The sequence below is a fragment of the Bacteroidota bacterium genome, assembly GCA_039111535.1.
In the GTDB taxonomy this organism is placed as follows: domain Bacteria; phylum Bacteroidota; class Rhodothermia; order Rhodothermales; family JAHQVL01; genus JBCCIM01.
Genome location: JBCCIM010000023.1, coordinates 21,086 through 45,205, shown reverse-complemented (window position 1 = coordinate 45,205; position 24,120 = coordinate 21,086). Strand labels below are relative to the sequence as shown.

The 24,120-nt window shown below is 51.1% G+C and carries 20 protein-coding genes; 15 read left to right on the top strand and 5 right to left on the bottom strand.

Going from position 1 to position 24,120, the window contains the following annotated elements; translation table 11 throughout:
- Both AAF564_06010 and AAF564_06005 read left to right on the top strand, forming a co-directional pair.
- Window positions 1–1,076 (top strand): DUF1800 family protein (locus AAF564_06010; protein MEM8485082.1); only part of this gene is annotated, 1,076 nt, incomplete at its 5' end.
- An 86-nt stretch (window positions 1,077–1,162) separates the two neighbouring features.
- Window positions 1,163–2,779, top strand: a complete 1,617-nt coding sequence (locus tag AAF564_06005; protein MEM8485081.1) for a DUF1501 domain-containing protein — start codon at window positions 1,163–1,165, stop codon at window positions 2,777–2,779.
- Window positions 2,780–2,850: 71 nt separating this feature from the next.
- Here AAF564_06005 and AAF564_06000 read toward each other — a convergent pair whose 3' ends face one another.
- The gene (locus tag AAF564_06000; protein MEM8485080.1) at window positions 2,851–3,231 is read right to left on the bottom strand and encodes a hypothetical protein; all 381 of its coding nucleotides are present in this window, start codon (window positions 3,229–3,231) and stop codon (window positions 2,851–2,853) included.
- 417 nt (window positions 3,232–3,648) lie between these two features.
- On the opposite strand from AAF564_06000, the gene AAF564_05995 reads away from it, so the two are divergent.
- Together AAF564_05995 and AAF564_05990 are read left to right on the top strand one after the other, a co-directional pair.
- Entirely contained in the window at window positions 3,649–4,776 is a 1,128-nt protein-coding gene (locus AAF564_05995; GenBank protein ID MEM8485079.1) for a helix-turn-helix domain-containing protein, read from the top strand.
- Between the two features lie 2 nt (window positions 4,777–4,778).
- Window positions 4,779–5,246: a hypothetical protein gene (locus AAF564_05990; protein MEM8485078.1), complete on the top strand. Its 468-nt coding sequence runs from the start codon at window positions 4,779–4,781 to the stop codon at window positions 5,244–5,246.
- 259 nt (window positions 5,247–5,505) lie between these two features.
- On the opposite strand, the gene AAF564_05985 is transcribed toward AAF564_05990, so the two are convergent.
- A complete protein-coding gene (locus AAF564_05985) occupies window positions 5,506–8,973 on the bottom strand; it encodes a DUF5060 domain-containing protein (GenBank protein ID MEM8485077.1) in 3,468 nt (1,155 codons plus the stop codon).
- A gap of 416 nt (window positions 8,974–9,389) precedes the next feature.
- On the opposite strand from AAF564_05985, the gene AAF564_05980 reads away from it, so the two are divergent.
- From AAF564_05980 to AAF564_05930, 11 genes are all read left to right on the top strand, one after another.
- Window positions 9,390–10,109 carry a hypothetical protein gene (locus AAF564_05980; GenBank protein MEM8485076.1) on the top strand — a complete coding sequence of 240 codons (720 nt, stop codon included), beginning with the start codon at window positions 9,390–9,392 and terminating at the stop codon, window positions 10,107–10,109.
- Entirely contained in the window at window positions 10,106–12,433 is a 2,328-nt protein-coding gene (locus tag AAF564_05975; protein MEM8485075.1) for a TonB-dependent receptor, read from the top strand. The genes AAF564_05980 and AAF564_05975 overlap by 4 nt, the downstream gene beginning before the upstream one ends.
- Window positions 12,430–13,296, top strand: coding sequence for a DUF4249 family protein (locus tag AAF564_05970; protein ID MEM8485074.1), 867 nt, complete (start codon window positions 12,430–12,432; stop codon window positions 13,294–13,296). The genes AAF564_05975 and AAF564_05970 overlap by 4 nt, the downstream gene beginning before the upstream one ends.
- 103 nt (window positions 13,297–13,399) lie before the next feature.
- Window positions 13,400–14,383, top strand: a complete 984-nt coding sequence (locus tag AAF564_05965; GenBank protein MEM8485073.1) for a histidine kinase — start codon at window positions 13,400–13,402, stop codon at window positions 14,381–14,383.
- Between the two features lie 4 nt (window positions 14,384–14,387).
- On the top strand, window positions 14,388–15,158 hold the full coding sequence (locus AAF564_05960) for a LytTR family DNA-binding domain-containing protein (GenBank protein ID MEM8485072.1): 771 nt from the start codon (window positions 14,388–14,390) through the stop codon (window positions 15,156–15,158).
- Between the two features lie 123 nt (window positions 15,159–15,281).
- The gene (locus AAF564_05955) at window positions 15,282–16,595 is read left to right on the top strand and encodes a TolC family protein (protein MEM8485071.1); all 1,314 of its coding nucleotides are present in this window, start codon (window positions 15,282–15,284) and stop codon (window positions 16,593–16,595) included.
- Window positions 16,596–16,600: 5 nt separating this feature from the next.
- Complete coding sequence (locus AAF564_05950) at window positions 16,601–17,692, top strand: HlyD family efflux transporter periplasmic adaptor subunit (protein ID MEM8485070.1); 1,092 nt, start codon at window positions 16,601–16,603, stop codon at window positions 17,690–17,692.
- Between the two features lie 89 nt (window positions 17,693–17,781).
- Window positions 17,782–19,011: an FtsX-like permease family protein gene (locus tag AAF564_05945; GenBank protein ID MEM8485069.1), complete on the top strand. Its 1,230-nt coding sequence runs from the start codon at window positions 17,782–17,784 to the stop codon at window positions 19,009–19,011.
- Between the two features lie 9 nt (window positions 19,012–19,020).
- Window positions 19,021–19,701, top strand: coding sequence for an ABC transporter ATP-binding protein (locus tag AAF564_05940; GenBank protein ID MEM8485068.1), 681 nt, complete (start codon window positions 19,021–19,023; stop codon window positions 19,699–19,701).
- Between the two features lie 100 nt (window positions 19,702–19,801).
- Window positions 19,802–20,242, top strand: coding sequence for a hypothetical protein (locus AAF564_05935; GenBank protein MEM8485067.1), 441 nt, complete (start codon window positions 19,802–19,804; stop codon window positions 20,240–20,242).
- Between the two features lie 116 nt (window positions 20,243–20,358).
- Window positions 20,359–20,682, top strand: a complete 324-nt coding sequence (locus tag AAF564_05930) for a hypothetical protein (GenBank protein MEM8485066.1) — start codon at window positions 20,359–20,361, stop codon at window positions 20,680–20,682.
- 67 nt (window positions 20,683–20,749) lie between these two features.
- Here the strand turns inward: AAF564_05930 and AAF564_05925 are convergent, their stop codons facing one another.
- The 3 genes from AAF564_05925 to AAF564_05915 form a co-directional block, all read right to left on the bottom strand.
- Window positions 20,750–21,193, bottom strand: a complete 444-nt coding sequence (locus tag AAF564_05925; protein MEM8485065.1) for a hypothetical protein — start codon at window positions 21,191–21,193, stop codon at window positions 20,750–20,752.
- A 341-nt stretch (window positions 21,194–21,534) separates the two neighbouring features.
- A complete protein-coding gene (locus AAF564_05920; GenBank protein MEM8485064.1) occupies window positions 21,535–22,224 on the bottom strand; it encodes a response regulator transcription factor in 690 nt (229 codons plus the stop codon).
- A 24-nt stretch (window positions 22,225–22,248) separates the two neighbouring features.
- Window positions 22,249–24,081: a HAMP domain-containing sensor histidine kinase gene (locus tag AAF564_05915; GenBank protein ID MEM8485063.1), complete on the bottom strand. Its 1,833-nt coding sequence runs from the start codon at window positions 24,079–24,081 to the stop codon at window positions 22,249–22,251.
- Window positions 24,082–24,120 lie beyond the last annotated feature (39 nt).

Here is a 24,120-nt window from a genome sequence, read left to right as displayed (position 1 = left end):
TCAAACAGTTTGTAGCTGACATCGGGCTTGACGCAACCATGCTTGTCTTTTTGGACGGCGCAGAAAATGTTGCTGAAGCTCCCAATGAGAATTATGCGCGCGAGTTATGCGAGCTATTTACGATAGGGCTGACAAATCAGAGTGGCCAGCCCAACTACACAGAACAGGATGTCAGTGAAATTGCACGTGCGCTGACCGGCTATTATTTGGACGAGGATGATTGGGAAGTTGCATTTGAAGCTGAAATGCACGACGCCGGCACTAAAACGATATTTGGCCAAACAGGCGCGTGGGGCTACAATGATGTGGTAAATCTGCTTTTCTCCCAGCGGTCTAATCAGATTGCCTTCCACATTTGTCAGAAGCTCTACCAGGAGTTTGTCTACGAGGCACCGCAGCCGGAAATCGTGCAAGGGTTGGCACAGGTCTTTGAAGCCAATAACTTTGACATTGGCGCAGTCCTGTCAACGTTGCTCAAAAGCAAGCATTTCTTTGACCCGGCGTTTAACATTGCGCGCATCAAAAGTCCCTTCGAGTGTTTTGCCGGCTTGATAATGGATACCGGGTTATCGGATAACGACTCGGAAGATCTTTACCAGGAAATGGCCGGCGCCTGTGAGTATGCAGGACAACTCTTGCTGCATCCACCAAACGTAGGCGGCTACCCCGGTTATCGAATCTGGCTTTCTACGTCATCGGTACCCGCCAGATGGGATAGTACCCGTTTTGTGATGCTCGATTTGATTGCAAGAGAGACACTGATGGCTTTTGTCAATGCGCTGCAAGACAATGACAATGTACTCGCGGTTTTCTCTCTTCCTGTAGCTATCGTTACGCATTTTATTGGCGCACCCGTTGAGGCACTGGCGATTCAGCCCATCAGTGCACCCTGGTCGGGGGGACAGCCTATCCCGGTGGAAATAGAGCAGGGGCCGCAATACGTGCATCACCTCACCAAACAGATGCTGGCGGGTATTCCCTGGTACGAATGGGACCTCAATACAGAAGAAGCAGAATACGCTTTACGCGAATTCATCGCTTTTGTCTGTGAACTCCCTGAATACCAGCTGGCCTGATACAGCCAACAACTGCTCATGGTCTGGCCTGCACGCTCATATTAGCAGCACTGCGCCGGCATCTCACATCCAAATTTTGATCTATCATGTATAAAGGATTTAACAAAAAAAACCGAAAGGGAGGCCGGCTTCAAGATGGTGCTGCGCATTCCCATGATCACGAAGCCTGGACACGTCGATCGTTCCTCAAAACCCTTGGCCTGGGCGCTACCGCCAGCAGTTTTATGATGGGTGGCACCCCGGTGAATGCGATCGCCAATTCAGCCTTGCTTGCCCCATTGCTCAACGCAGATACCGACCGGATTCTAGTGCTTATCCAATTGGATGGCGGCAATGATGGTCTGAATACGGTGGTCCCACTGACCAACGATGAGTATTACAACACACGCCCCAGTTTAGCCATTCCAGAACGTGAAACTTACCGCTTGTCAAGCGACCTTGGACTGACCCAAAACCTCACAGGTTGGGATGCCTATTTTGGAGAGGGGCAACTCGCTATCGTACAGGAAGTAGGGTATCCAAGTCCTAACCTGTCGCATTTCCGGTCGATGGACATCTGGCTGTCTGGTTCAGACCCAACCAGGCACGATCCCTCGGGCTGGACCGGTCGGTATCTGGAGCAAATGACGCCTAACTATCTAACACAGCCACCGGCGCACCCCCTGGCTGTACAGATGGGCGGGACAAGTTTTGTATTCAAAGGCACGCAAAACGACATGGGCATGACCATACAAAGCCCGGAAGTTTTTGAACAGCTTGCCAACGGAGGCGCCCTGTATGAAACCACGGGCTTACCGGGCACGCCGTCGGGTACAGAGATGAGTTTTGCGCGGACGGTGGTAAATAACTCGTACCGGTACGCAAGCGCGATTCAGGAGGCTACGCAGAACACCTCGAACGCAGTAACATATCCGGACAACGAGTTGGGAGAAAACCTGGCCAACGTAGCGCAACTGATCCGGGGTGGGTTGAATACACGGATCTACATGGTGAGCCTGGGCGGATTTGACACGCACGTAGCGCAGGCTGAAGAGCATGCATACTTGATGCAATCGCTGGCCGCTTCCGTTAAAGCTTTTCAAGACGACCTGCAGGCAGCTGGACTACAGGATCGCGTACTGACCATGACCTTCTCTGAATTTGGCCGTACATCATGGGAGAATGGCTCCGCCGGCACGGACCATGGTACAACCGCGCCGCTTTTCCTGATCGGCCCCAATGTGAATGGGGGGATCTATGGCACGCTACCTGACCTCGTGAATACGGATGAGTTCGGCGACCGCCGCTTTACCACAGATTTCAGAGCTGTGTATGCCTCGGTGCTGAGTGGGTGGTTTGGACTGGATAACACGGGCATTGAAGCGGTGCTCGGGGGATCGTTTACACCGTTGCCACTTGTGCGCGGTGGTGCCCCTGTCGCCAATGAGCCGGCGCAAACGCCAGTTTCGTTTGCACTCGACGGCAATTATCCAAACCCATTCCAGGGTACAACAACCATCGAATTTACACTTGGACGTTCGTCGCAAACCAAGCTGGAAGTATTTGATGTGGTTGGGCGCAAAATCAGTACGGTTGTGGATGGCCAGTTGCCTGCAGGCCGGCAGCAGGTTCGTTTCGATGGAGGCAATCTGCCTGCAGCCACATATTACTATCGCCTGCTAGTTGATGGGAAGGTCCAGTCAGGCACTATGGTTAAATTGTAGCTGAAAGCGAACAGGCGGGCACAGTGTTGTGTCCGCCTGTCATTCTTGTATTTCTTGCTTTAGATGGGAGGCTAGGCGACTGCGTCGGCGCGGTGCTGTGTAGTTTCCGGGCTATGCAAACTCACAACCGTGAGTACTGCCGCACCGTTCAGCCAGTAGTACCACGCATCGATGCCGCTGAAGCCGAGCACAAGCGGCGCAATCACAAAGACAACCCCCACAAGAAAATCAACGCGCAGGTGAAACGCGTACGATAACACGCGGATCACACCGAGCTTGTGGTCGGTCAGGATGGTGAGCAGAAACGCGGCAACGCCTGTGCCCACAGAGAGCCACAGCGCCAGCGGGTTTGAACTACCGAGGCCCAGTAGAAAAGGGAGGGCCATGAGGCTGATGGCAACCGGGTAATCGAGGTAGGCGTGGATGGTTTTGGTTACAAATCGAAGGTTCATGATAACTGTCCAGTATGTGTAAAACGGTAGTTGGTCGCTTGCTGGTGCTGATTGCAGCAATCCTGGATGCATTATTTTTTGGTGCCTCCCAATCACCCCGTAATATGCGTGATTGGGAGGCCGGCCTGGCTTGCAGTAAATTTTGCGAACCCTATCGGTCTAACCGATCGATCAGGTACGGTTGAAAAGATAGCGGCAGAATATCCTGCGAACCCTACACAAAACGGACACTTGCTTGCACTTTTTGAGGACGTCTTCTGGTTGGGGAGCGGTGAACGCGGAGCAGGAAAGTTGCGGCGCGCCGGTGTGTGGTTACCTGGTTTTGATGCGAAGAATCAAATTTAGCGCAACTTCCGTAGAGGATTTTTGTCCTCTTCAGGAAAAGCTATAACTGCGTCAGTAAGCTGCAAGTATCACATGTACGAAACACAAAGCCTTCTCTACGTAGCTGCCATTGCACTGTCTTTGTTTTCGATAGGGCTCTTGGCTGGGCATCAGCGTCGATTTTCTCGGTATATCATAGCGCTGCTGGCCGTTGAAGCTGCTTGTTTTTTGCTGGAATGGTTGATGATCCATCCCCATTCGCCAGCGAAGTCCCTGTGGTTAGGATCGCTCATGGTACTATCATTTCTGCCGGCTCCGCTGCTTTGGCTGGCATATCACGAGTTGTTTACGGGTGAGCGGATTCCCTTAAAGTCGCTTCAAAAAGGGCATTATGCAGTGCTTGTTGCAGGATTTGTCTTGTGTCTGCCATTGCTTGCTACAGCACATTGGGGTGTTGGTTATGCAAATCCTGCTATCGAGACAAGCACTGCACAGCGATTATTCATCCACGGAACAATGTTGGCCTGTATTGTGCTCTTCACGCTTCAGGTCCCGTACTATCTGTTGCGCATCTACAGACGATTTGTAAGCCACCTTGACGTACAACAAAAATTCCACCCTGAAAAGGGTAATGCGTCGCTTGGGACAATTCGTTTTTTCATTTTAATACTCTGCTCAGCCTGGCTACTTGGGATCTTGCGTACCGTACATTGTATCGTACCCGGCGCATCGTCTCTACTGCAATTGTTTTTTACCTGTATAGATGTCGGTATTACGATCGGTGTTTTGTATGTGATGGTGCGGCACACTTCAACTTCTTACAACAATCCAGACCCTGCCACTGTCGAGCCGGCGCAGTATGCGAAGTCGCCGCTCACCAAAGAAACCCGTGAACGCATTTTGCAGAAGCTCAGCCATGCAATGGAAGGTGAGCAATTGTATTGCAATAACCTGCTCAGTTTGCGTACGCTGAGCTCTCACATCAAAGAATCCTCGCACTACGTTTCCCAGGTTCTGAGCCAGGAGCTCGATACCAACTTCTACCAATTTATCAATAGGCACCGCATCGAGCATGCCAAACGAGCGTTGCTGGATAATCCGCAACGTAACGTGCTGGAAATTGCGCTGGCTGCGGGATTCAATTCCAAGTCTACATTTAATACTGCATTCAGAAAAATCACCCAAACTACACCGAGTCAATTCCGGACACAAACTACATAGCCATGATCAAATTTCTCCTGAAACTTGTTGGGTCCTGCCTGGTGGTGACGATGTTTACTGGATGTGGGACGTCCCCGAAGTCCGTAGATGAGTACACAGTTTTTGCCGGCACATGGCAAAGTGACCCGGTCCGGTTTGTACGGGGTGATATAGATGAAACGTACAGCTTTGAGCTTCGCACCGATGATAATGTCATGCAAGTGATATACGCCTCAACCGGCAGTGAGGCTGACAAACGGACCATAACGCAAACCCTCACCGTGTCCATCAATGACGAAAGTGGGAAGCTGGTGCTTGCCGGCGCTTCGCCTGAATTGATCAGTGGGCCTGCTTTTGTTGGGCGTTATGGCGCAGATGTGCTGTATTGCGATCTGCCGCAGGGTACAGCAGAGACGCTCGAATGCTTGTGGGGGAGTGATGCACATGGTGAATCCCCCGTTGTTATGCTGCGGCCTGTAGGGCAACCTTGATGCTAATGCTGTTCTCGGCAGGCGTTCCCTACTCTCACCTGCTATTCGATGCCTCGCTGGCCAATCCCACTCCTTATCCGGCATTCCCAACTTGATTGGGAATCGACCCGTCTGGCAGTCAGCCATCCGTGTGGACCTCGGAGCAAGTCCGAGATGACGATGTGTTGATGGTAGATGTTAATCCTTCATGCCACCCCAGCCGTACGCAAACAATAAACATCAATCCCGAGGCCGGCAGAACCCGGCCTCGGGATTGCAATTACTTAACCAGCAACATTTTACTCGTAAGGCTACGTTGCGGGGTGGTGAGCTTGTACAGATACGTACCAGATGGTAAGCCTGATGCATCAAAACGCACTTCGTGCTGGCCGGCGGTCATCGTCTCATCAATAAGCGTGCTGATTTCGCGGCCAAGCATGTCGTATACCACCAGCTTCACTGCATCCAGCTCCGGAATTCTGAAAGGAATTGTTGTGGTCGGGTTGAACGGGTTCGGGTAATTACTGCCCAGTTCGAAAGCATCCGGTATCACATTGGGATCATCCCGATTGGCAATTTCTTCTTCCGTTGTGCCGGCCTGGATTTGTACACTGGTTTTGTTGTTGATGCCAACTACCAAGAAGCTCACCGTCAGCGATTTGCCAGCAATGCTGCCTGTTGCATCTTGGATGTATGGTGTTGCAACCAGCGTGTTTTCACCCGTATCAAAGGTGCCCGGCAGAAAGTTGCCGCCAAGGTCGCCAAACAACGCATAAGGCGCGACGGATTCTCTGCGCTTGATTTCAATGGGCGCTAACTCTAGCCACACGTACTGCACAATATCTTCCTCAAATACGCCGACATCCGCGCGCACATTGACGTGTGGTGGGAGAGTACTCAGGTCAAGTGTCATGCCATTACGCAATACGCCCAACGCTTCGTTGGTATCTGCATCGATCAGCGTGAAGTTGATGACCGTTGTCGAGTCCAGCGGTACATTGTACGGGCCTACATATCCTGAGACAGGCACGCGATATACAGGATTTACAGGATCGTTGCTGTATACGTTCAACGTAGCAAGTACTGAGTCGCTCAGGGTGCTGTCGGGTGCCAGGGAAAGCGCTATTGACTGCAGCGCTCCAGGGTCTATGTCAAGAGCAGATAGCGGTGGCAGCGAGAAAAATGCAGCATGTACACCATCCAGACTGAGCGAGTCGATTACCAGCGGCGCCGTGCCGGCATTGCTGAAATCTACAGCGACACTGAACAACGAGTCCGGGGTTACCGCCCCAAAGTCAACGGGTTCAGGTGTTACTGCCAAAACTGGGTAGGTGACTTCGGCTCCTGTGTTGGTGAGCAACAGGGCCCAGTCGCTGGTAGGGTCTGCCGGCGGCTGGCCAAGGGAGGTCTGGCCGGGGCCGTATACGAAGGTTTGTTCTCCAGATAATAGCTCGCCGCCTGTTCGCGGATTGTACCACTGTGCCGCATATTCTCCTGCCGGTAATGTGATCCGTACAGAATCAGCAGACGGAAGGTACAGGGCGTAGACTTTCCCCGAGTCGGCAAATACATAAGCGGTATCCTTGCTCGTCAGGTTTGCTGTCGGCTGCATTGCGCTGAAAGGGAGATGCTGCTGGAAAAAGTCGAGCGCGTGTCGCGTGTAGTCCCACATGGTGCCGCGTGAACGCCAGTCTTCGTTGTTGAGGTCATGGCTGGCCGTTTCGTAACCAAAATACCACTCTACGCCGGCGCCACCAGCCATCAGATTTGGCCAGAGGCTGAGCTGGCGTACAGCATCATGGTTGCTATCCAAACCTTCTTCGGTTACCCCTACCTGAAAGGGACCAAATTCATCTACCGTTACCACCCAGGGGCGGCCCGATGCTGCGGATGCTTCATACCAGGTCAGCGTTTCGCTGTACGTATTTTCCATCCCATGTAATTGCAACGACGGTCCATCAAAATTCTTAAACCCAAGCAGTGGCTCGTATACGTCGTCATACTGGCCTGGGAAAGTGTGGATGGTGATGGGATGATTGTATACGTCGAGATTTCGGATGTAGTCTGCAAACGCCTTGCGCTGCGCGTCCGAATTTTCATCGTTCTCTTCGCCCAAATTCCAGGTCAGGGCATGGTGATGCCCAAAGCGTGCCACCAATTCACGGAAGTACAGTTTGCGTTGCGTACCGAGGTTGCCACCATCGAGCAGCAACTCGTTTTCTGTTTCCTGAAGAACGACATGGAGCATAAGACCTTTGCGGTCCATATGGTCAAAGACCACGTTCCATTGATCGAGTTTGGAAACGTCGAAGCGCGTACGCTCCGTATGGGCTGTCCACGGCCAGACGTCCTGCCCGTCGCCATTGACGTTCATGGTCAGGAAGTACACGGCGTTCATGCCGGCATCACTCAGGTAATTAAGCGCACCAATTATGCCTTTGCCTTTACCGTCTTGCCAGGTTGGATCATCAGCAGTCCAGTCACCCTCATGGGCCGCGTACTGCTTGATGGGGTGAATCTCTTTGACACTGTAGGTACTATCAAAGTCTGCATAGGCCAGAAAATTTTCCGGACTGTTGGCGCCACCTTTGAGGAAGTACTCGCCATTATCAAATTGCAGGTAGTGTTTATCTACATACCGCAGGATGCCTTTGCCGCGATGGTCGCGGCCGGTTTTGTCTGTGTCAGCAATCTCGAACGTGCCGGAATACCCATCGTGGATGGTAGGCGTGCCCGTTTCCAGTTGCTCAGCTACGGCGATATTTGCGCCAGCGACGAAAGCTATTTCATAGGCCCAGCTACCGGTACTGTCGGGCATGAAGTGGGCGCGCCATTTGTTGCCTGAATGGGCACTTGATTCAGCAGCGTCACCGTCTGCTGCAAAATATCCCGGGACGCGGAAGGAGCGGTCACCCTGCGTGAAAGTGACATCAAAACGGTAGTCGAGGAATGGATTGCCCTCATCCATTTCGCTGGCATCCGGACCGTCGAGTGTAAGGGTAACGGGATGCCATTTTTTGAGTGCACCCTCTATAGAGACCGTTATCTCAGGTGGTTCAACTGGCTCTTCTTCGGGTTCATCTTCTACAGCGAACTCGGATTCCGCCAACGCGAGGTTGAGCGGATTGCCGACGCCGTCTTTGTACATGTGGATCCGGTCAACCCGCGCGTTGCGCGAGCGCCCAGAAATGTAAAAGGTGTGGATGCCGGCAGAGAGCGTGTAACGCATCTGGCTGAACACGCCGCTGGAAGGCTCTGTGGGGGAGTTGAACGTAAAGCCATCGTCTTTGTAGTTCGCGGGGTGTAATACCTTAACCCAGGTCCCCGCGTTCATGCGTGCCCACACATCGTTTTCCTGGTCACCTTTGGGTGCGCCAAGGTGCGACATGCGGAAGCGTACGTTGTAATCGCCGGCATTCTTGATATGTACGCGGTACGCGAGAATACCAACGCCAGGGTTGCCAAAGAGGTCATTGCCGTTCCACCGAATATAGCCGGCGCCAGTATGGTTGGCTTCGGATGATTCGATGACCCAGTTGCTGGTTAAGTCAACAGACTCAGCCTGGATAACAATGAGGCCATCTTTTTCGATAAAAGCCGGCTCCTGGCTGTGTGCAACTTGCACGCTTGCCAGCATAAGCGCAGCAGCAGCCAACAGGCTGGTTGCCGCTTTAGTTCGGAAATGTCGGAGTGAAAAAGTTACGAGGGTTAAACAGAATAAGGAAATGGTGCTAAGCGGGATAAACATATATAAAAAGTACTGCCTACTTGTACGGTCTTACGAAAGTTGACGGCTGTTGTGAAGCATAAAATCACAGCAGAAAGCATCCGTTTATGGATGCTGGGAGGTTATTCTGGCAAATCAACTTTCTTTGCCGCGCGACGCACAAGAAGGAATGTGGGTAGGGGTAGAAGGCCGCAATATAGGGTGGTCTGCTTCTTGATAAAGCATTGCTAATCAAATGAAATGCTTATTCACGGATTCCTGTTTTTTAAGATGTTTTCGGGTGTTGCACAGATTGTCCCTTGTGGTTGAAGTGGCATGTATTAAACGGCATCTCGCAGGTCATTTGCAGAAAAAATAGAATTGGAGTCTCATTTGCTGAAGGACGGTCATAAAATTTCGCATTAAGCAGTAACCACCGTCTAGACCCAATTAATTACGTGAGATTGCTACTATTTCCGCTGTTCTGCTTCGGATTTTGCCTGTTGGGCGCTTCGCCGGGCCATGCGCAGCGTGTAATCCTGGAGGGCATTACTGTCCAGTTTACTAATCATACCGGCAAAATATCGTTGCCGGCCCAGGCGACCTTCATAAACAATACCCGGGTGCCGGCTCTTTTTCGCACGACATCGCTTGCACCGGGAAGTGCTGATGGCAATACAACGTCCACCGGCTTTGCCATCAATTTCGACTTAATACAGCCAGATCTACCGCGGCATGCTTTCAGTGCAGGGTTCAGTCAGTTTCGCCTCGAAACGGCGCTTTACCTTCAAACCGAAGAGGTGCCATTTATGCTGGAAAGTAGCAACGAATACTTTCTGGTCCGAGCTGGCTACAGATACCGTTTACGGTCGCAGCGGAGGCTTTCCATTTCTGCCGGACCGATGATCGAATATGGCTTTCCTGTTTCGGCCATGACCTCTGAAGGCCTCGGCGATGGGTTCGCAGCGGGGGGGACGGAATTCTTCGCACGAGAGGCCGGGCTTTGGATCATCAGCGTACCCTTTGTCCTCCGGCTTAAGCTGGCGCGTTCAGTGGCGCTCAAACTCGATACCCGCCCTTCGTTCTTGTTGACCAAACTGGATGGGACTGCCGTGCAGACTTTTATGCGTGGTGGCTCGTTGGCTTTTCAGTTCAGGCTACGTGGAGGTGCACGATGAAGACAGTCATACGATTTTACGCCGGCTTGGGCTTACTCTGGTGTTTGGGGATCACTTCCGTAGCTGCCCAAACACAGCAGCCAGCACCAACCTTTACCCTCAGCGGTTCGATCACTGACGCTGAAGATGGAGAAGTTTTGATTGGTGCAACAGTGCAGGTTGAAGGCACTACACTCGGGACAACCACAAACGCCTACGGGTTTTACTCCATTACACTGGCACAGCCGCTTGTTACCCTGCGGGTTTCGTACATCGGCTACGAAGCCATTACGCGGGAGATGGACCTTCGCGAAAGGGAGCGTGTCGACTTCCAGCTTGCGCCCGAAGTGCTCGCGTTTGAAGGCGTGGTTGTGACCGCCGACCGATACGAGTTGCAAGAAGAAGTACGCTCAACCAGAATGGGCGCGACGCGTCTTGAGCCCGGAGAAATTACCGCCATACCAACCATTGGTGGTGAGGCAGATTTAATCAAAGTGGCCACGATGCTGCCTGGCGTGACTACAGGCAACGAGGGGACCACCGGTATGTTTGTCAGGGGCGGTGCGGATGATCAAAACCTGGTAATTCTGGATGAAGCTGTGGTGTACAACGTCGGGCATCTGTTTGGCTTCTTTTCTGTATTCAACACCGATGCGATCAACGATGTTGAGGTAACCAAAGGGGCCTTTCCTGTGCAGCAAGGCGGACGTTTGTCGTCTATTCTCGATGTACGGATGAAAGAAGGCAGTTCTGAGCGGATTACTGCCCGCGGTGGCATTGGCCTGTTGACGTCGCGGCTTACGGTTGACGGTCCGATTGGCGACAAGGTGAGTTTCATGGTGGCCGGCCGGCGGACCTACATCGACCAGGTTTTCCGTTGGGCGGGCATACAGATCCCGTATTACTTTTACGATTTGAATGGGAAGCTGAACTACCGCATCTCGCCCAATGATCGCCTGTTTTTTAGTACGTATTTTGGGGATGATGTGCTCTCACTACCCGAGCTTAATGAAGAGGAAGAAGAAGAACTCGAAGGGGATCTGGACTTCGGATTTAACCTCGGCAACTTTACGTCCACGCTCCGCTGGAATCACGTTTATCCAAGTGGCAAGTTGTTTTCCAATCTGACCTTGCATCAAACGCGGTTCAAGTACGATATCTTCGGCGAATTTGTAGACAACTCGCTATTGATCAAATCGCAGATTCAAGACCTTGGCTTCAAAGGCGACTGGGAATATTTTAGTGACCCCGAGAATACGTACGTGTTTGGTGGGCAGACGGTTTATCATCAGTTCAGGCCCAATGTTATCCGAACTGCCGGCGACATCAACGACGTTGTAGCTTCACAGGAAGGAGAGCGACTAAACACCACAGAATGGGCAGTGTATGCCGGCAACGAGCGCGCTTTTGGAGAGGCATTAAAAGTAGACTACGGACTCCGGTATACGGGGGCCTTTGTATCCGGCAGAAGCTTCTCAGGCGCTGAGCCCAGGATTGCGTTGCGCTATTTGCTAAATGAAGACACGTCTGTAAAAGCGAGCTACAGCGTAATGCGACAGTACATGCATCGGGTTTCTTCTTCAAGTATCGCTTTACCAACCGATTTGTGGTATCCGGTAACCCGACGCGTGAAGCCCCAGGTGTCGAATCAAGTGTCGATGGGGGTAACGCAAGCGCTTAATAAGCTCGGTGCCAGTCTGACGCTTGAAGGATACTATAAGTCTTTGGACAACATCACCGAGTTTCGCGAAGGGGCCAGTTTGATTCTCAACGACAACTTTGAAAATGAGCTGCTGCAGGGGAGTGGCCGGTCATACGGGATGGAAGTGTTGTTGCGCCGGCGCACCGGGCGGTGGACTGGTTGGCTGGCATACACCCTGTCGAAAACCGACCGGCAGTTTGACGAACTCAACAACGCGAACCGCTATCCGGCCAAGTTCGACCGCCGGCATGCATTTACCCTTGTTTCTATGGCTGAGTTGACGCCCAAAGTCACGTTTTCAACGGTGTGGAGCTACATGTCTGGAGCGCGATTTACACCGCAAACGGGCCAGTTTCTCATGCCCGATCCGACGCTTACGTCCGTTGAACTAGTCCCTGTGTTTTCTGAACGAAACGGTGTTGCGCTTTCGCCCACGCACCGACTCGACATCAGCTTCATCATTCGCTCTGGAGCCACCCGCTGGTGGGGCGGGGAGTGGCAGATTGGTGCTTACAATTTCTACAACCGGGCCTCACCATTTCGCGTCGCCATCGAAAACAACGGCGTTACCTACCAATACGTCCAGCAAGGACTCTTTGGCTTCATTCCTTTTTTCTCTTATAACTTCAATATCAACCGATGAAACGCATACTCCTCTTCTTAAGCGTACTGGTAACGGGTTGTAGTATCGCTGATCTGCCCGTGGAGGTTGAGCCGGCAGCGTCTGAACTGGTGGTGTCTTCGATTCGTGTTGGAGATGTAGCCATGCTGGTAACCGTCAGCCGTAGTTTTTCTGCATTGTCAGCAACTTCGGTTGATAGCCTGGAGGCCGATTTGATCAACACATTGCTTGTTGCTGACGCCCTGGTGACGGTATCACACCCGATGGGGACAGATACCCTTTTTCAAGTACCGGATACGCCTGGTGTTTACACGCTTATAGCGCCCGATAATCTACAGCCGTACGATTTGCTAACGCTTTCTGTTGTTGATTTTTCATCAGGCCAATCCATTGAAGCGGTAACTGAATGGCTCCCCGTGGCAACCCTGGATACCGTTTCCCTGACTGAGGAAAGTGATGGCGACAGTACGGCGTTCAGCTTGTCTTATGCCTTTGAAGACTTACCCGGAGACAATTATTACGCGCTCTATGGATACAAAATTGCCGAAGGTGATTCTGTTGATATCGAAGATCCTGAAAACCCGCTTGCCAGCCTGAATACGAACGAACTCATTTTCTACCGTGCGCTACTCACCGATCAGGCGGTAGATGGGGCCATGTTAAGCGGATCTGAGTTGATCTTCGATGATGCGTTGGCTTCGGCTGACGTGTTTCTAACCCTGGCGCATATTTCAGAAGGCTATTTTCGCTTTCTGGATGCGAGGCAGCGCACTGGCGGGTTGATTTCCTCGCTGGTTAACGAACCGGTAAACCATCCGACAAATGTACGAGATGGTTTAGGGTATTTTTCAGCACACCTGCCCACGATATTTGAAGTTGAGTGAGAAACAGGAAGTCAGTCGTTGGAAATCTGTTGCACATCTCGCTGAAAATAGCTTTCATACAACTCGCGTAAGCCAAAAAAGCGGCTAAGGGTTAGACTGAAGCATGATCAAAAAACTGTTGCTCGGCGCATGCATCACCACGCCGCTTATCGTACTGAATGCAGCGCTGGCGTTGTATTTTCAGGGAGGGATGAGTGTTGAGGATACGTTTAGGTTTGGTGTAGTTATCAGCTTATATGTGTCCTCCATATGGTTTGTGAACATTGTACTGGTGTCGCGTGTGCGGTTACCCCAGCACTGGCAATTGTACCTGGTGAGCTTTGTACTGATTATTTTTTTAAGTTTTCCTGTTCGTTTGCTTGCTCGCAGTTTACTGGGCGAAGGTTTTGCTTTCGCTGGAGTCCCGGTCTATCCTTTTATTAATGCCCTGGTGGTGAACGGCATCATCTGGGTGATCATTGAACTTGTGCGCTCGGGCGAGCTCAGAAAGGAAGCGCAAACCACCATCGACAAGCTCAAAATCGAAAACCTGGAAGCGCAAAAACAGTCGCTGATCCGGCAAATTCAGCCGCACTTTTTGTTCAATGCGCTCAGTACACTCAAGTCGCTCATAGCTGAGAATGCCAAAGACGCTGAGGCGTATACCGTCAAACTCTCCAGCTTTCTGCGCTACGCATTCACCAACGAATCAGCGGATCTTACAAAGCTTGCGCAGGAATTGGAATACGTGCAGAACTACATCGAACTGCAGGTTATCCGGTTTGAAGATGCCTTTACGTATGAAATAAATATCCCTGAGGAGGCGTTAACTCATCAACTTCCTGTGTTTGCGTTGCAGACGCTCGTAGAGAATATCTTCAAACACAACTATTTCAGTGAAAAGAAGCCGTTGCATTTTACTATCTCGTACACGGCTGAGCAACTGACGGTATGGAATAAAAAGGTTGGATTGAAGCTTACTGAACGCAATGAAACGGGGTTGTTGAACCTGAGAAAACGGTATCAGCTAACCAATGGCTCAGATATTGAGATTGTAGATGGTGAAGATTCTTTTGCTGTAACCATTCCGTTGATTGTCAGCGTTTAGGATTATGAACATACTCATTATCGAAGACGAAAAGCGCACAGCAAACGACCTGAAACGGACCATTTTTGAGGTATTGCCTGCAGCCCAAATTGTAGCCGTGGTTGGATCTGTAGAAGACGGCATTGCTTTCTTGCAGGCCAGGCCGGCTGTTGATCTCATCTTCTCTGATATCCAGCTTTCAGATGGGCTGAGCTTCGATATTTTTCAGGCTGTTGAGAATACGATCCCCGTGGTCTTTTGCACAGCATTTGATCAATTTGCGCTGCAGGCTTTTCAAACCTATGGCATCGATTATATCCTGAAACCGTTTGACCAGGCAGTAGTGCAGCGGGCGATCGATAAATATACCAGCCTGAAAAGACAGACGAGTCCTGCGCCGGCTGTGGATTTTCAGGCCATTACAGAAGCGATTAAACAAGAGCTTTTCCCGGCACGCAAAACCACGTCAATTCTTATCCATCAGGGCGACAAACTTATCCCAATTGCTGTAGATGACGTGGCGGTCTTCTTTATCAAAGATGAAATGCTCTCTGCGCTTACCTTTGATAAGAAACGATATTTTGTAGATCAGAAGCTCGATCAGCTCGAGGCAGACCTTGCGCCGGCCTTCTTTCGCGTGAACCGCCAGCAGCTTGTACACCGGCGGGCTGTGCAAAGCGTTGCCAAAGACTACCACCGTAAATTGCAGGTCAAACTGACCATTCCGTTCGACGAGCGCGTGCTCGTCGGTAAGCTAAAAGTGACAGCGTTTAAAGAATGGCTGAGCACTTCTTGAGTTTAAAATAGGCCGGCTGTCCACTTCACCCGCTACCTTGTCCACTTCAGGTACTTTCGCATAACCCAACGGCTTTTATCTGCGTCTTCTCCCAGGTGTCAATCACCTTGAAAGCCTATTTCTATGAAGACGCTCTTACTGATCATACTTAGCATAACCCTTGCTGCTGGCAACGCCGCAGGGCAGGGCACCGAACATACTTTCCGCAGTCTCGACGAAGTTATCGCATACAGCGAAACAGCGAGCCTGGACCTGATCATCGATAACATCCGCTTCGCGCAAGCCAAAACGGCAAAGAAAGCCGCTGGCTTCGAGATGTTTGACCCGACTGTCAGCCTGCCCGGCACGTTTACCCATTTTAGCGAATTACCAGTGACGCTGCTGCCGGCCGAAATCTTTGGTGGACAACCCGGCTCAACCGTTGAACTGCGCGCCGGCTCGCCCTATACCACAGAGTTTTCCCAAACCCTGGAAGTCAAGCTGCTCAACCCGCTTGGATGGGCCGATTATAAACTCGCCAAAATCAACGAAGACCTGACGCGCTCAAGTGGGGAGCGTACACGTCAGATCTTGCAAGAGAACCTGGCAGACAGTTATTACGCCATTGTCAACCTGGACCGTCAGCGCGCAAGCACAGACGCCTTGTTGGCTTCAGCTGACTCTGTGCTTGAGATCACGCAACGCAAGTTTGAAGAAGGGCAGGTGAGTCAGCAAGACCTGAACAATGCGCAGGTCAGCAAACTGAACACCAAAAAAAGCCTGCGGCAAATCGATTATCTGCTGATCGATGCTTACCTGACGCTTAAAGCGCTGTGCAATATTCCCGAGACGGAAGAGGTGCGTGTTGTGCATGAGGAGCAAGCGGAAGCATTACATGCACAGCCCACGGTGGCGCAAAGCCGGCTGGACCTCAAATTACAGTTGCTGAATCAGGATTATGCGCGGCAGAATTACAAGAAAAGCAAGTCCTTGCTCTGGCCATCGCTTTCCTTTTTTGCCGGCAACACCTACCAGCTAAACAACCAGTCTTTTACGCCGCTTACTGGCGACTGGGTCAACAGCAACTACCTGGGCCTAACGCTCAGTTTCAGATTGCCAACCACAGGCACCGTATCCAGTATGCGGCAGGCGAAACTCGATTACGAGATCGCCTCGCGCGAAGTGGAGAAAGCTGAACTTGCGCTAAGTATCGAGGAGCAGCGGTTGGATAATACCTATAAAGAAGCACAGGACGAGTACACCACATCTGTAGAAATTCAGCGCCTGCAGGAGGATAGCTACAGTAAAAACTTGAACCTGTATGTGCAGGGATTGCTGCCGGTGGACAGGTTGCTGGATAGCTACGACGCCATGCTCAATGCCATTTATGCCGCCAATGCTTCAGCCATCTCACTCGAATTGGCTTACGAGAAAATTTTGATCAACAACAGATTCTAACCGCTATGAAAACCCAACTTTCCATACTCGCTTTATTTGTTTTGTTGACCGGATGTCAGCAAGAATTTGAAGATACGACGCCTATCCGCAAAGACGTAACGGAAACTGTCTTTGCAAGCGGCAAACTGGCTGCGCGGGGTACGTACAACCTGATCGCCAAATCTGATGGTTACCTGGTCGCAATGGATTTTGAAGCCGGCGATATCGTCCAGCAGGGTAAGGTATTGGCCGTCATCGACAACGAAGAAACCCGGGTAAACAACCAGGGCAGCGAAGAGCTTCTGGCCATCGCTGAGTCGAATGCAAGCAAAACGTCGCCGGCTTTACGCCAGGCACAGGTATCCATAGAAATAGCCGAGGCACAGTACGCACAGGATTCTTTGCAGGCGGCGCGTTACACTACCCTTTGGGAGCAGAATAGTGTTGCACGGGTCGACTACGAGCGCGCCCAATTGACGGCGCAAAACGCGAAGAAAAACCTGGAAGCGGCCATTGAAACCCGTAGCCAGCTCGAACGGGATACAGAGCAGCAGTTGATCAATTCACGGATGAGTTTTGAGCTTTCTTCTGAGTCGCTGAAGCAGGTTGCTATTCGCGCTGTTGTCCCCGGTAAAGTGTACCAGAAGTTCAAGGAAGTAGGGGACTACGTTGGGCGCGGTACGGTTATCGCCACCATTGGGCACCCTACTGATATCTATGCCGAGGTACAGATCGATGAGAGCGCCATTGTTGAGGTCAAAGTGGGGCAGCCTGCTATCGTTGAACTTAACACAAATCCCGGTCAGCCGCTGCAGGCTGTAGTGAGCGAAATTCTACCGACATTCAATGAAACCAGTCAGTCCTTTACGTCGCGGCTCACCTTCCTCGATCCGCTTGATTTTCAGATTGTAGGTACGCAGTTACAGAGCAATATCATTGTGGAGCAGGTGGATAACGCGTTACTCATCCCGCGCAAATTCCTGGACTTCAATGGCAATGTCCAGCTTAAAGCCACGGGTGAAAAGGTACCGGTGAAAACCAAAACCGTCAGCAATGAATGGGTACAGGTAATCGACGGTATCGATGAAGAAACGGCCCTGACGGTCGCCATCAATTAGCACGTGATTTCGGGTTTTTGTGCTTCCGTGTTTTCGATTTGAGCATGCTGGAATCACGATAGTCCGAAATCCCCAAAAAACCGAGAACAATGCGTTTACCCGTAAATCTAGAGATTGCCTTAACCCACATCATTACCCGAAAGAAGCAGACCCTTGTTACTGCGCTGGGAATCACGATAGCGGTAGCCATCTACCTGTTCATGAACTCGTTAAGCAGTGGGTTTTCCGACTTTAGCCGGGATAACATTTTCAAGAACAACGCGCACATCGTTATCGACAAAGATGACGAAATGAGTCTGCCGTTGTTTGGCAATGGGGAAGGGATGGTGCTGATCAAGAATCCGCAGATTACCAAAGGATCAAAGAAACTGAGCAACCCGGAAGCCTTGCTGCGCGACATCAAAGAGGAGCCTTACATCACCAATGCATTGTCGCTTGTCGAGTTTTCAGCTACCTATCGGCGCGGCAGTTCGCAAATGCAGGGGCAGGGTATTGGTGTTAATATGCGGGAGTATGCAGCGATGTTTGAAACCGAAGAGGTGATGATTGCAGGCTCGCTTGAGGCGCTGCAGGATAACCTGAATGGTATCATTGTAGGCGCCGGCATCGCCGAAAACCTCAGCCTCTCCATCGGAGATAACATTACGGTTTCTTCAACCGAAGGAGTCAATAAAGTCCTGCGAATTGTCGGGATTTTCGAAACGGGTGCCAGTTCGCTAGACAAAGCGCGGTCGTTTGTCAACACAACCACCGCGCAGCAATTTCTCAAGCAAGGACCGAGCTATGTGACTACCATCTATGCCAATACGGTTGATCCAGATGCGAGCCTCTCTTACGTGGAGCAACTGGCCGACGTGGTGCCCTACAACGTTGACGATTGGACGGTGATCAACAAAGATATCCTCACCCAGGAATCGACCCGCGAGATCATGATGACGGCGATATCGATAGCAATTTTGTTTATGGCCGGCTTTGGTATCTACAACATTCTGAGCACCACAATCTCTCAGAAAATAGACGACATCGCAATCTTGAAAGCAACCGGTTTTAATGGCAAAGACGTCATCCGCATTTTCATCATGGAGGCGCTGTTACTCGGAGTGATCGGGACGATGCTCGGGATTTTAGGAGGCCTGATGCTGATCAATATCATGAGCCACATCTACATCGGACAACCTGTTGGTTATTTCCCGATCAGCATGGAGGCGCCCCTCGTGTTACGGAGCACCTTGTTGGGCCTGGTACTGACCTTCTGTGCCGGCTATTTCCCGGCGCGCAAAGCCGCCGACGTGGACCCTGTAGAAATCTTTAGAAAATAGGTAAGAGCCATGCAAGATTTTGTATTGCAAACCCGCAATCTGAATAAATTTTTCCATACCCCTGTTGAGTTTCACGTGTTGAAAGACATCAACGTGAGCGTGCGCCGCGGCGAGTTTGCGTGTATGATCGGCAAAAGCGGATCTGGTAAATCGACGTTGCTCTACTGCCTCAGTACAATGGACAACGACTATACGGGCGAACTACATTTGCTTGATGAAAACGTCACCGGTCGGCACGATTCGGACATGGCTTCGATCCGCAATAAGAACATCGGATTTGTTTTCCAATTCCACTACCTGTTGCCTGAGTTTACCTGCCTAAAAAACGTCATGCTGCCGGCCCTCAAACTCGGTAAATACAGCTATGAGGAAATTGAGGCGCGGGCTTACCAGAAACTGGATATCCTGGGGTTGCGAGACCAGGCACTGAAGCAGTCAATTAAGTTGAGCGGCGGACAACAGCAACGCGTTTCAATTGCCCGCGCACTCATCAATGAACCCGACATCGTACTCTGCGACGAGCCTACTGGGAATCTCGACTCTAAAAATACCGATATCGTTTTTGATGTCTTCAGGCAACTGGTGGACGAGACCAATACCACCATCCTGGTTGTCACACACGATGTAGACTTTGCCGAGGCCAGTGATCGCACCATCGAAATGGAAGATGGCCGGATTGTGGCCCATTGATACTGGGCCGGCAAGAAGTAATACCAACCACACGCTACAGGGTAGTTTCCTAACAGGGGCCTGTAGTAATGCTATCATAAATAAATAAGGATACAAACCCATGAAGAACAATACACTCGTTAATAACATCAGAATGGCAGCATTCAGTATGCTGCTCCTTCTCTTTGTTTCGCCTGCGATGGCACAAACACTAACGCTTTCTGAAGCGCAAAAGCAACAGTTTGATGCGCAGATGATGGAGAACAAAGAACGGTTATCATTGACCGACGAACAGGCCGTAGCCGTTGGCGAGATTTTGCAAAATACGATGGTCGAACGCCTGATCATCATGGATAAATACGGCATTGATTTCAGCGACCCCAATTTTAAGCGCCCTGCACGTAGCACATTGCAGCAAATGGGCAATGAAATGGAGCGCATTGAGAAGGATACCAACAAGCAGTTGGACGCGCACCTGGACAAGAAGCAAATGAAAACCTGGAAGAAGATGGAGAAAGATCGGAAGAAGCAAATGCGCAAGCGTATGATGTCCGCCGGCTAATTGGAAGCTCTATTCACAGACAAAAAAGGAAGAAGTAGATGCACACGTTCTTTTCAAGTATGCTGACCCATAATAACATTAACCATGGCGATTTTTTGCCCCGGTGTACTGTATGGATGACTGTATGTCTTGTCTTTATGTCGGTTTCAGGATGCGCTAATGTATACTATGTCGGCGATGAATATGCACCAACAGCAGCAGTCGATTTTTACTACACAGAAGCTTCCGTAGATAAACCGTACGACTTAATTGGGCGCGGATTGGGCAGCGGCTTTTTGGCCCGGACCCGAAAGATTAAATCCAAACTGGAAGAGGAGGCAAAGGCGCGAGGTGCTGATGCTATTTTAATCACCGGGTTGGCCAAGACGAAGATAATAATTGGCGGCCAACTCAATGTTGACGAGCGGCATTGGAACGTGGCGTTTCTGCGGTATCGGTAGTATGAATGAGATACAGGAGCCCTCACCGATGAGGGCTCCTGTACAACGCACTTAAACAGAATCCCACTTAGACAGAGATGTCAAATGGGTTGCTTTCCATCAGCGACTTGAGGCGTTGTTTGTCGTCCTCAGACGTCTCGAGCGAGTCGAGCAGGCTGAAGAGATCGTTTTCCTGGCCAGCAGGTCCGCCTGCAGCGGTGAACTTCTGCTGCATCATACCCATCATACTTTTCAGCTTCTGAATATTGGGTTTCTCGCCGGGTTTGAATCCGCCAAACTCGGCCATTTTGGCTTCCATTTGCTGGATCAGTTCGTCCTGCCCGATCAGGCCATCTTCATTCTGGTCTGCGCCGGCAAGCCGTTCAGCGTGTTTGCCCAGCTCAGCTGTATTCAGCTGTCCATCACCGTCTTGATCCATTTTCTGGATCATACGGCTGCTTACTTCCTGTACGTCAGGAAGCTGTCCGGATGCGAGGATTTCCTGACGAAATCCCAATCCTGATATTTCCATGTGTATACCTCGTAAAGAGTTGATTTTTTATGGTATTGCTATGTTCGCGCAAACATGGTGATGGAAAATGCAACCTATATGCCGGCATTCTGCCCTGTTATTGTTGATATGTGGCAGGTCAACATGCGTCTCAGCGGACAAACAGGTGAAATTGGGTGCGTTTTCCATCCTTTCAAGCCAATGAAGTCATCGGTCGGTATGATGGGCTTATAAGCGAAAAAGGGCGATAAGGCTGTCGAATTTACGTTTGTTACATGCTGTTGACATCTGTAACCGCCTTGTTGTGGGAAACAGCGGCAAAAGATGCTAGGCGTAGAAATTTTTTCGCAGGTATAGCGCTGTCAGCCGTCGAACCGATACCCGATATTGTGGACGGTAAGCAGGTAGATGGGTTTGGTCGGATTGGGTTCTATTTTTTGCCGGAGCCTGGCAACGTGGACGTCCACCGTACGGGTATTAGGAACGGTTGGGTATCCCCACACTTCGTTGAGTATTTCAACGCGAGAACGTACTTCGCCCCGGTGTTCGACAAAATAGCGTAGTAGCTGAAACTCTTTGGCGGAGAGGGCAACCAGGGTGTCATCCAGGGATACCTCGGCGCGTTTAAAATCGACGGTCACCTTGCCAAAGACATAGCGGTGTTCGTTGATGGCTTCCTCTTTGGCGGTTGATCGGCGGAGCAGGGCTTTGATGCGGGCGATGAGCTCGGCCATCTGAAATGGCTTGGTGAGGTAGTCGTCTGCGCCAAGTCGGAAGCCGAGCACTTTGTCCATGGTCTGGCTTCGGGCAGTTAGCATCATAATCGGGATGAAGGCTTTGTGCCGGCGCACTTCGCTGCAGACTTCAAACCCATCGCGGCCGGGCATCATCACATCCAACAGCACCAGGTCCACCGATTCATTGATCGCCTGTTCGAGGCCGGCGTCCCCATTATCTGCAACCAACACGTCAAAGCCTTCGGACTCCAGGCGCTTCCGAAGCGTGAGTACGAGGCCTGGTTCATCTTCAATCAACAATATGCGCTTATTCATGCTGGGTTTGCTTGACGATCTGGTTTAGGCAGCAGGGGATACTTTGGGCGGTCTATGCAGGAGGGTTACATAAAAGGCGCTGCCGTTGTTGGGGGTACTGGTGACGGATATGTCACCACCATGCACGTGGAGTATTTGCCGCGCAATGCTGAGTCCGAGTCCATTACCGCGGATTTGCGTTTTGCGTACATCTGCTGTGCGATAAAAGGGTTCAAAAATGTTGGCCTGTTCTGCCAGGTCGATACCAATACCACGGTCCTGTATGACTACTTCTACAGCTTTCTCGTGCGTATCCGAGGGGTGTGAATGGATGGCAATCCATTTCTTGCCGTTGGCATATTTGATGGCATTTTGTACCAGATTTTGCAGTACGGTATGCAACGCTTCCTGGTCACCCTGAACAGGTGGAAGGTCTTCGTCTAGTTGTAGGTGTAGCTCAAAAGACCGCAGTGCTTCGCGGTTTTCATCCAGGATTTGGTGTATAAGGGTGTTTACGTAGACTTCTGTGTCAGGCGGTGGGCCGAGTCCGAAAGAAATGCCGGCATAGGCCAGTACTTGCTCGATGGTATTCAACAGGCTTCTGCTTTCATCAACAATGAGTTTACCATAGTCCCGCGTCTCAGCCATATCGGTAATGAGCCCATCTTGCAGGTTCTCGCCAGCGGCGTGCACAACAGCCAACGGCGTGCGTAATTCGTGTGAGACGCCAGCCACAAACGCCATTTGCTGATCTGCCAACTGCTGCATGCGCCGGGTGTAGATGATGATGATGGCAATGGACAGGCCAAGGATCAGCAGTACAGCAAAGCTTATCCAAAGATTGCGGTTTCTGGTTTGTGCTACGATTTGGTTAAGTGGCCCGGCTTTGTGTTTTATGTGCAACTGCCACGTTCGCACGGGCATGAAGCCGGCTGAACCACCTCCCATGCCGGCCGAAGGTCCACCAGCAGTGAGTCGTGAATACTGAAAGCCTTTGCGGAAGAAGGCCATCACCGTTTCTGGTGTGATCGGTGATTGTGCGCCCAGGAGTTTGGAGAAGGTATGCATGATCTGCGGCTGATCAGGCATGCCGATGTTCATCGAAAAATCCTCCGCTGCAAAAGACGCAGTTGTGAGGGTGGGGTCGGATTGGTATAAAATTGCATTGGGTGCACCGCGCTTTGTAATCAGAAGATCATACGCAGCATCTGCTGTTTCAAGGAAGTATTTGGCCGCGATAGCAGGTATCATCTGGTCAAAAATGTAGGGTGTATCAAAGCCGAGCAACAACTGGTTGAATGCTTCGTTAGCCATCATGCCCGTAGGCCACCCGATGGGAGGACGATTCCCTGGTTGTATTAGGCCTGTTGTCCCTGAGAAGGGAATCGGCGATATCCATTCGTTTGTTTGAGATTCTGCTTGCGGCCGGGGATGTGCCTGGTACACTGGCTGTTGCGCTATCCAGTTGACAACTGCTGCCGGCCAATTCGCCTGTGTCAGATGACCGGTAGCTTTGTCGAATCGATAAAGTGTTGGCGCTCCGCTATCCGATTTTTCGACGAGGTAAATAGATTTGACGATCGAGGCGTAAGGAGACAAGGCTTCCCAACGATTAAACCGCTCTACCAATTCGGTGGTCAACGCCTCGCGGGTCGTGGTGCGCGAACCCACAAACGCAACGTGTGCACCAATCAACTCCTGATCTACATCCTGACTAAATTGCTGGGCAACGCTTTCGATATTGGATTGCATGCGCACATAATCCGCCTGGCTAAGCTGTGAGAGCCAGTTGTACTGGAGGACGGCGAGCAACGGCAGCGAGCCGAGCAGCACAAGCGCCAGTACCAAGACTTTGGGGTATTTTTTGCGTTGCTTCATAAATGACCGTATCAGGAAAAAGCTACGGCTAGATCGGTT

What these genes read in the sequence shown, in the direction of transcription:
- AAF564_05945 (MEM8485069.1), top strand. Translation starts at nt 17,782, where the DNA reads ATGCGTTTACCCGTAAATCTAGAGATTGCCTTAACCCACATCATTACC.
- AAF564_05965 (MEM8485073.1), top strand. Translation starts at nt 13,400, where the DNA reads ATGATCAAAAAACTGTTGCTCGGCGCATGCATCACCACGCCGCTTATC.
- AAF564_05955 (MEM8485071.1), top strand. Translation starts at nt 15,282, where the DNA reads ATGAAGACGCTCTTACTGATCATACTTAGCATAACCCTTGCTGCTGGC.
- AAF564_05950 (MEM8485070.1), top strand. Translation starts at nt 16,601, where the DNA reads ATGAAAACCCAACTTTCCATACTCGCTTTATTTGTTTTGTTGACCGGA.
- AAF564_05915 (MEM8485063.1), bottom strand. Translation starts at nt 24,081, where the DNA reads ATGAAGCAACGCAAAAAATACCCCAAAGTCTTGGTACTGGCGCTTGTG.
- AAF564_05960 (MEM8485072.1), top strand. Translation starts at nt 14,388, where the DNA reads ATGAACATACTCATTATCGAAGACGAAAAGCGCACAGCAAACGACCTG.
- AAF564_06005 (MEM8485081.1), top strand. Translation starts at nt 1,163, where the DNA reads ATGTATAAAGGATTTAACAAAAAAAACCGAAAGGGAGGCCGGCTTCAA.
- AAF564_05935 (MEM8485067.1), top strand. Translation starts at nt 19,802, where the DNA reads ATGAAGAACAATACACTCGTTAATAACATCAGAATGGCAGCATTCAGT.
- AAF564_05975 (MEM8485075.1), top strand. Translation starts at nt 10,106, where the DNA reads ATGAAGACAGTCATACGATTTTACGCCGGCTTGGGCTTACTCTGGTGT.
- AAF564_05930 (MEM8485066.1), top strand. Translation starts at nt 20,359, where the DNA reads ATGACTGTATGTCTTGTCTTTATGTCGGTTTCAGGATGCGCTAATGTA.
- AAF564_06000 (MEM8485080.1), bottom strand. Translation starts at nt 3,231, where the DNA reads ATGAACCTTCGATTTGTAACCAAAACCATCCACGCCTACCTCGATTAC.
- AAF564_05990 (MEM8485078.1), top strand. Translation starts at nt 4,779, where the DNA reads ATGATCAAATTTCTCCTGAAACTTGTTGGGTCCTGCCTGGTGGTGACG.
- AAF564_05970 (MEM8485074.1), top strand. Translation starts at nt 12,430, where the DNA reads ATGAAACGCATACTCCTCTTCTTAAGCGTACTGGTAACGGGTTGTAGT.
- AAF564_05995 (MEM8485079.1), top strand. Translation starts at nt 3,649, where the DNA reads ATGTACGAAACACAAAGCCTTCTCTACGTAGCTGCCATTGCACTGTCT.
- AAF564_05985 (MEM8485077.1), bottom strand. Translation starts at nt 8,973, where the DNA reads ATGTTTATCCCGCTTAGCACCATTTCCTTATTCTGTTTAACCCTCGTA.
- AAF564_05925 (MEM8485065.1), bottom strand. Translation starts at nt 21,193, where the DNA reads ATGGAAATATCAGGATTGGGATTTCGTCAGGAAATCCTCGCATCCGGA.
- AAF564_05920 (MEM8485064.1), bottom strand. Translation starts at nt 22,224, where the DNA reads ATGAATAAGCGCATATTGTTGATTGAAGATGAACCAGGCCTCGTACTC.
- AAF564_05940 (MEM8485068.1), top strand. Translation starts at nt 19,021, where the DNA reads ATGCAAGATTTTGTATTGCAAACCCGCAATCTGAATAAATTTTTCCAT.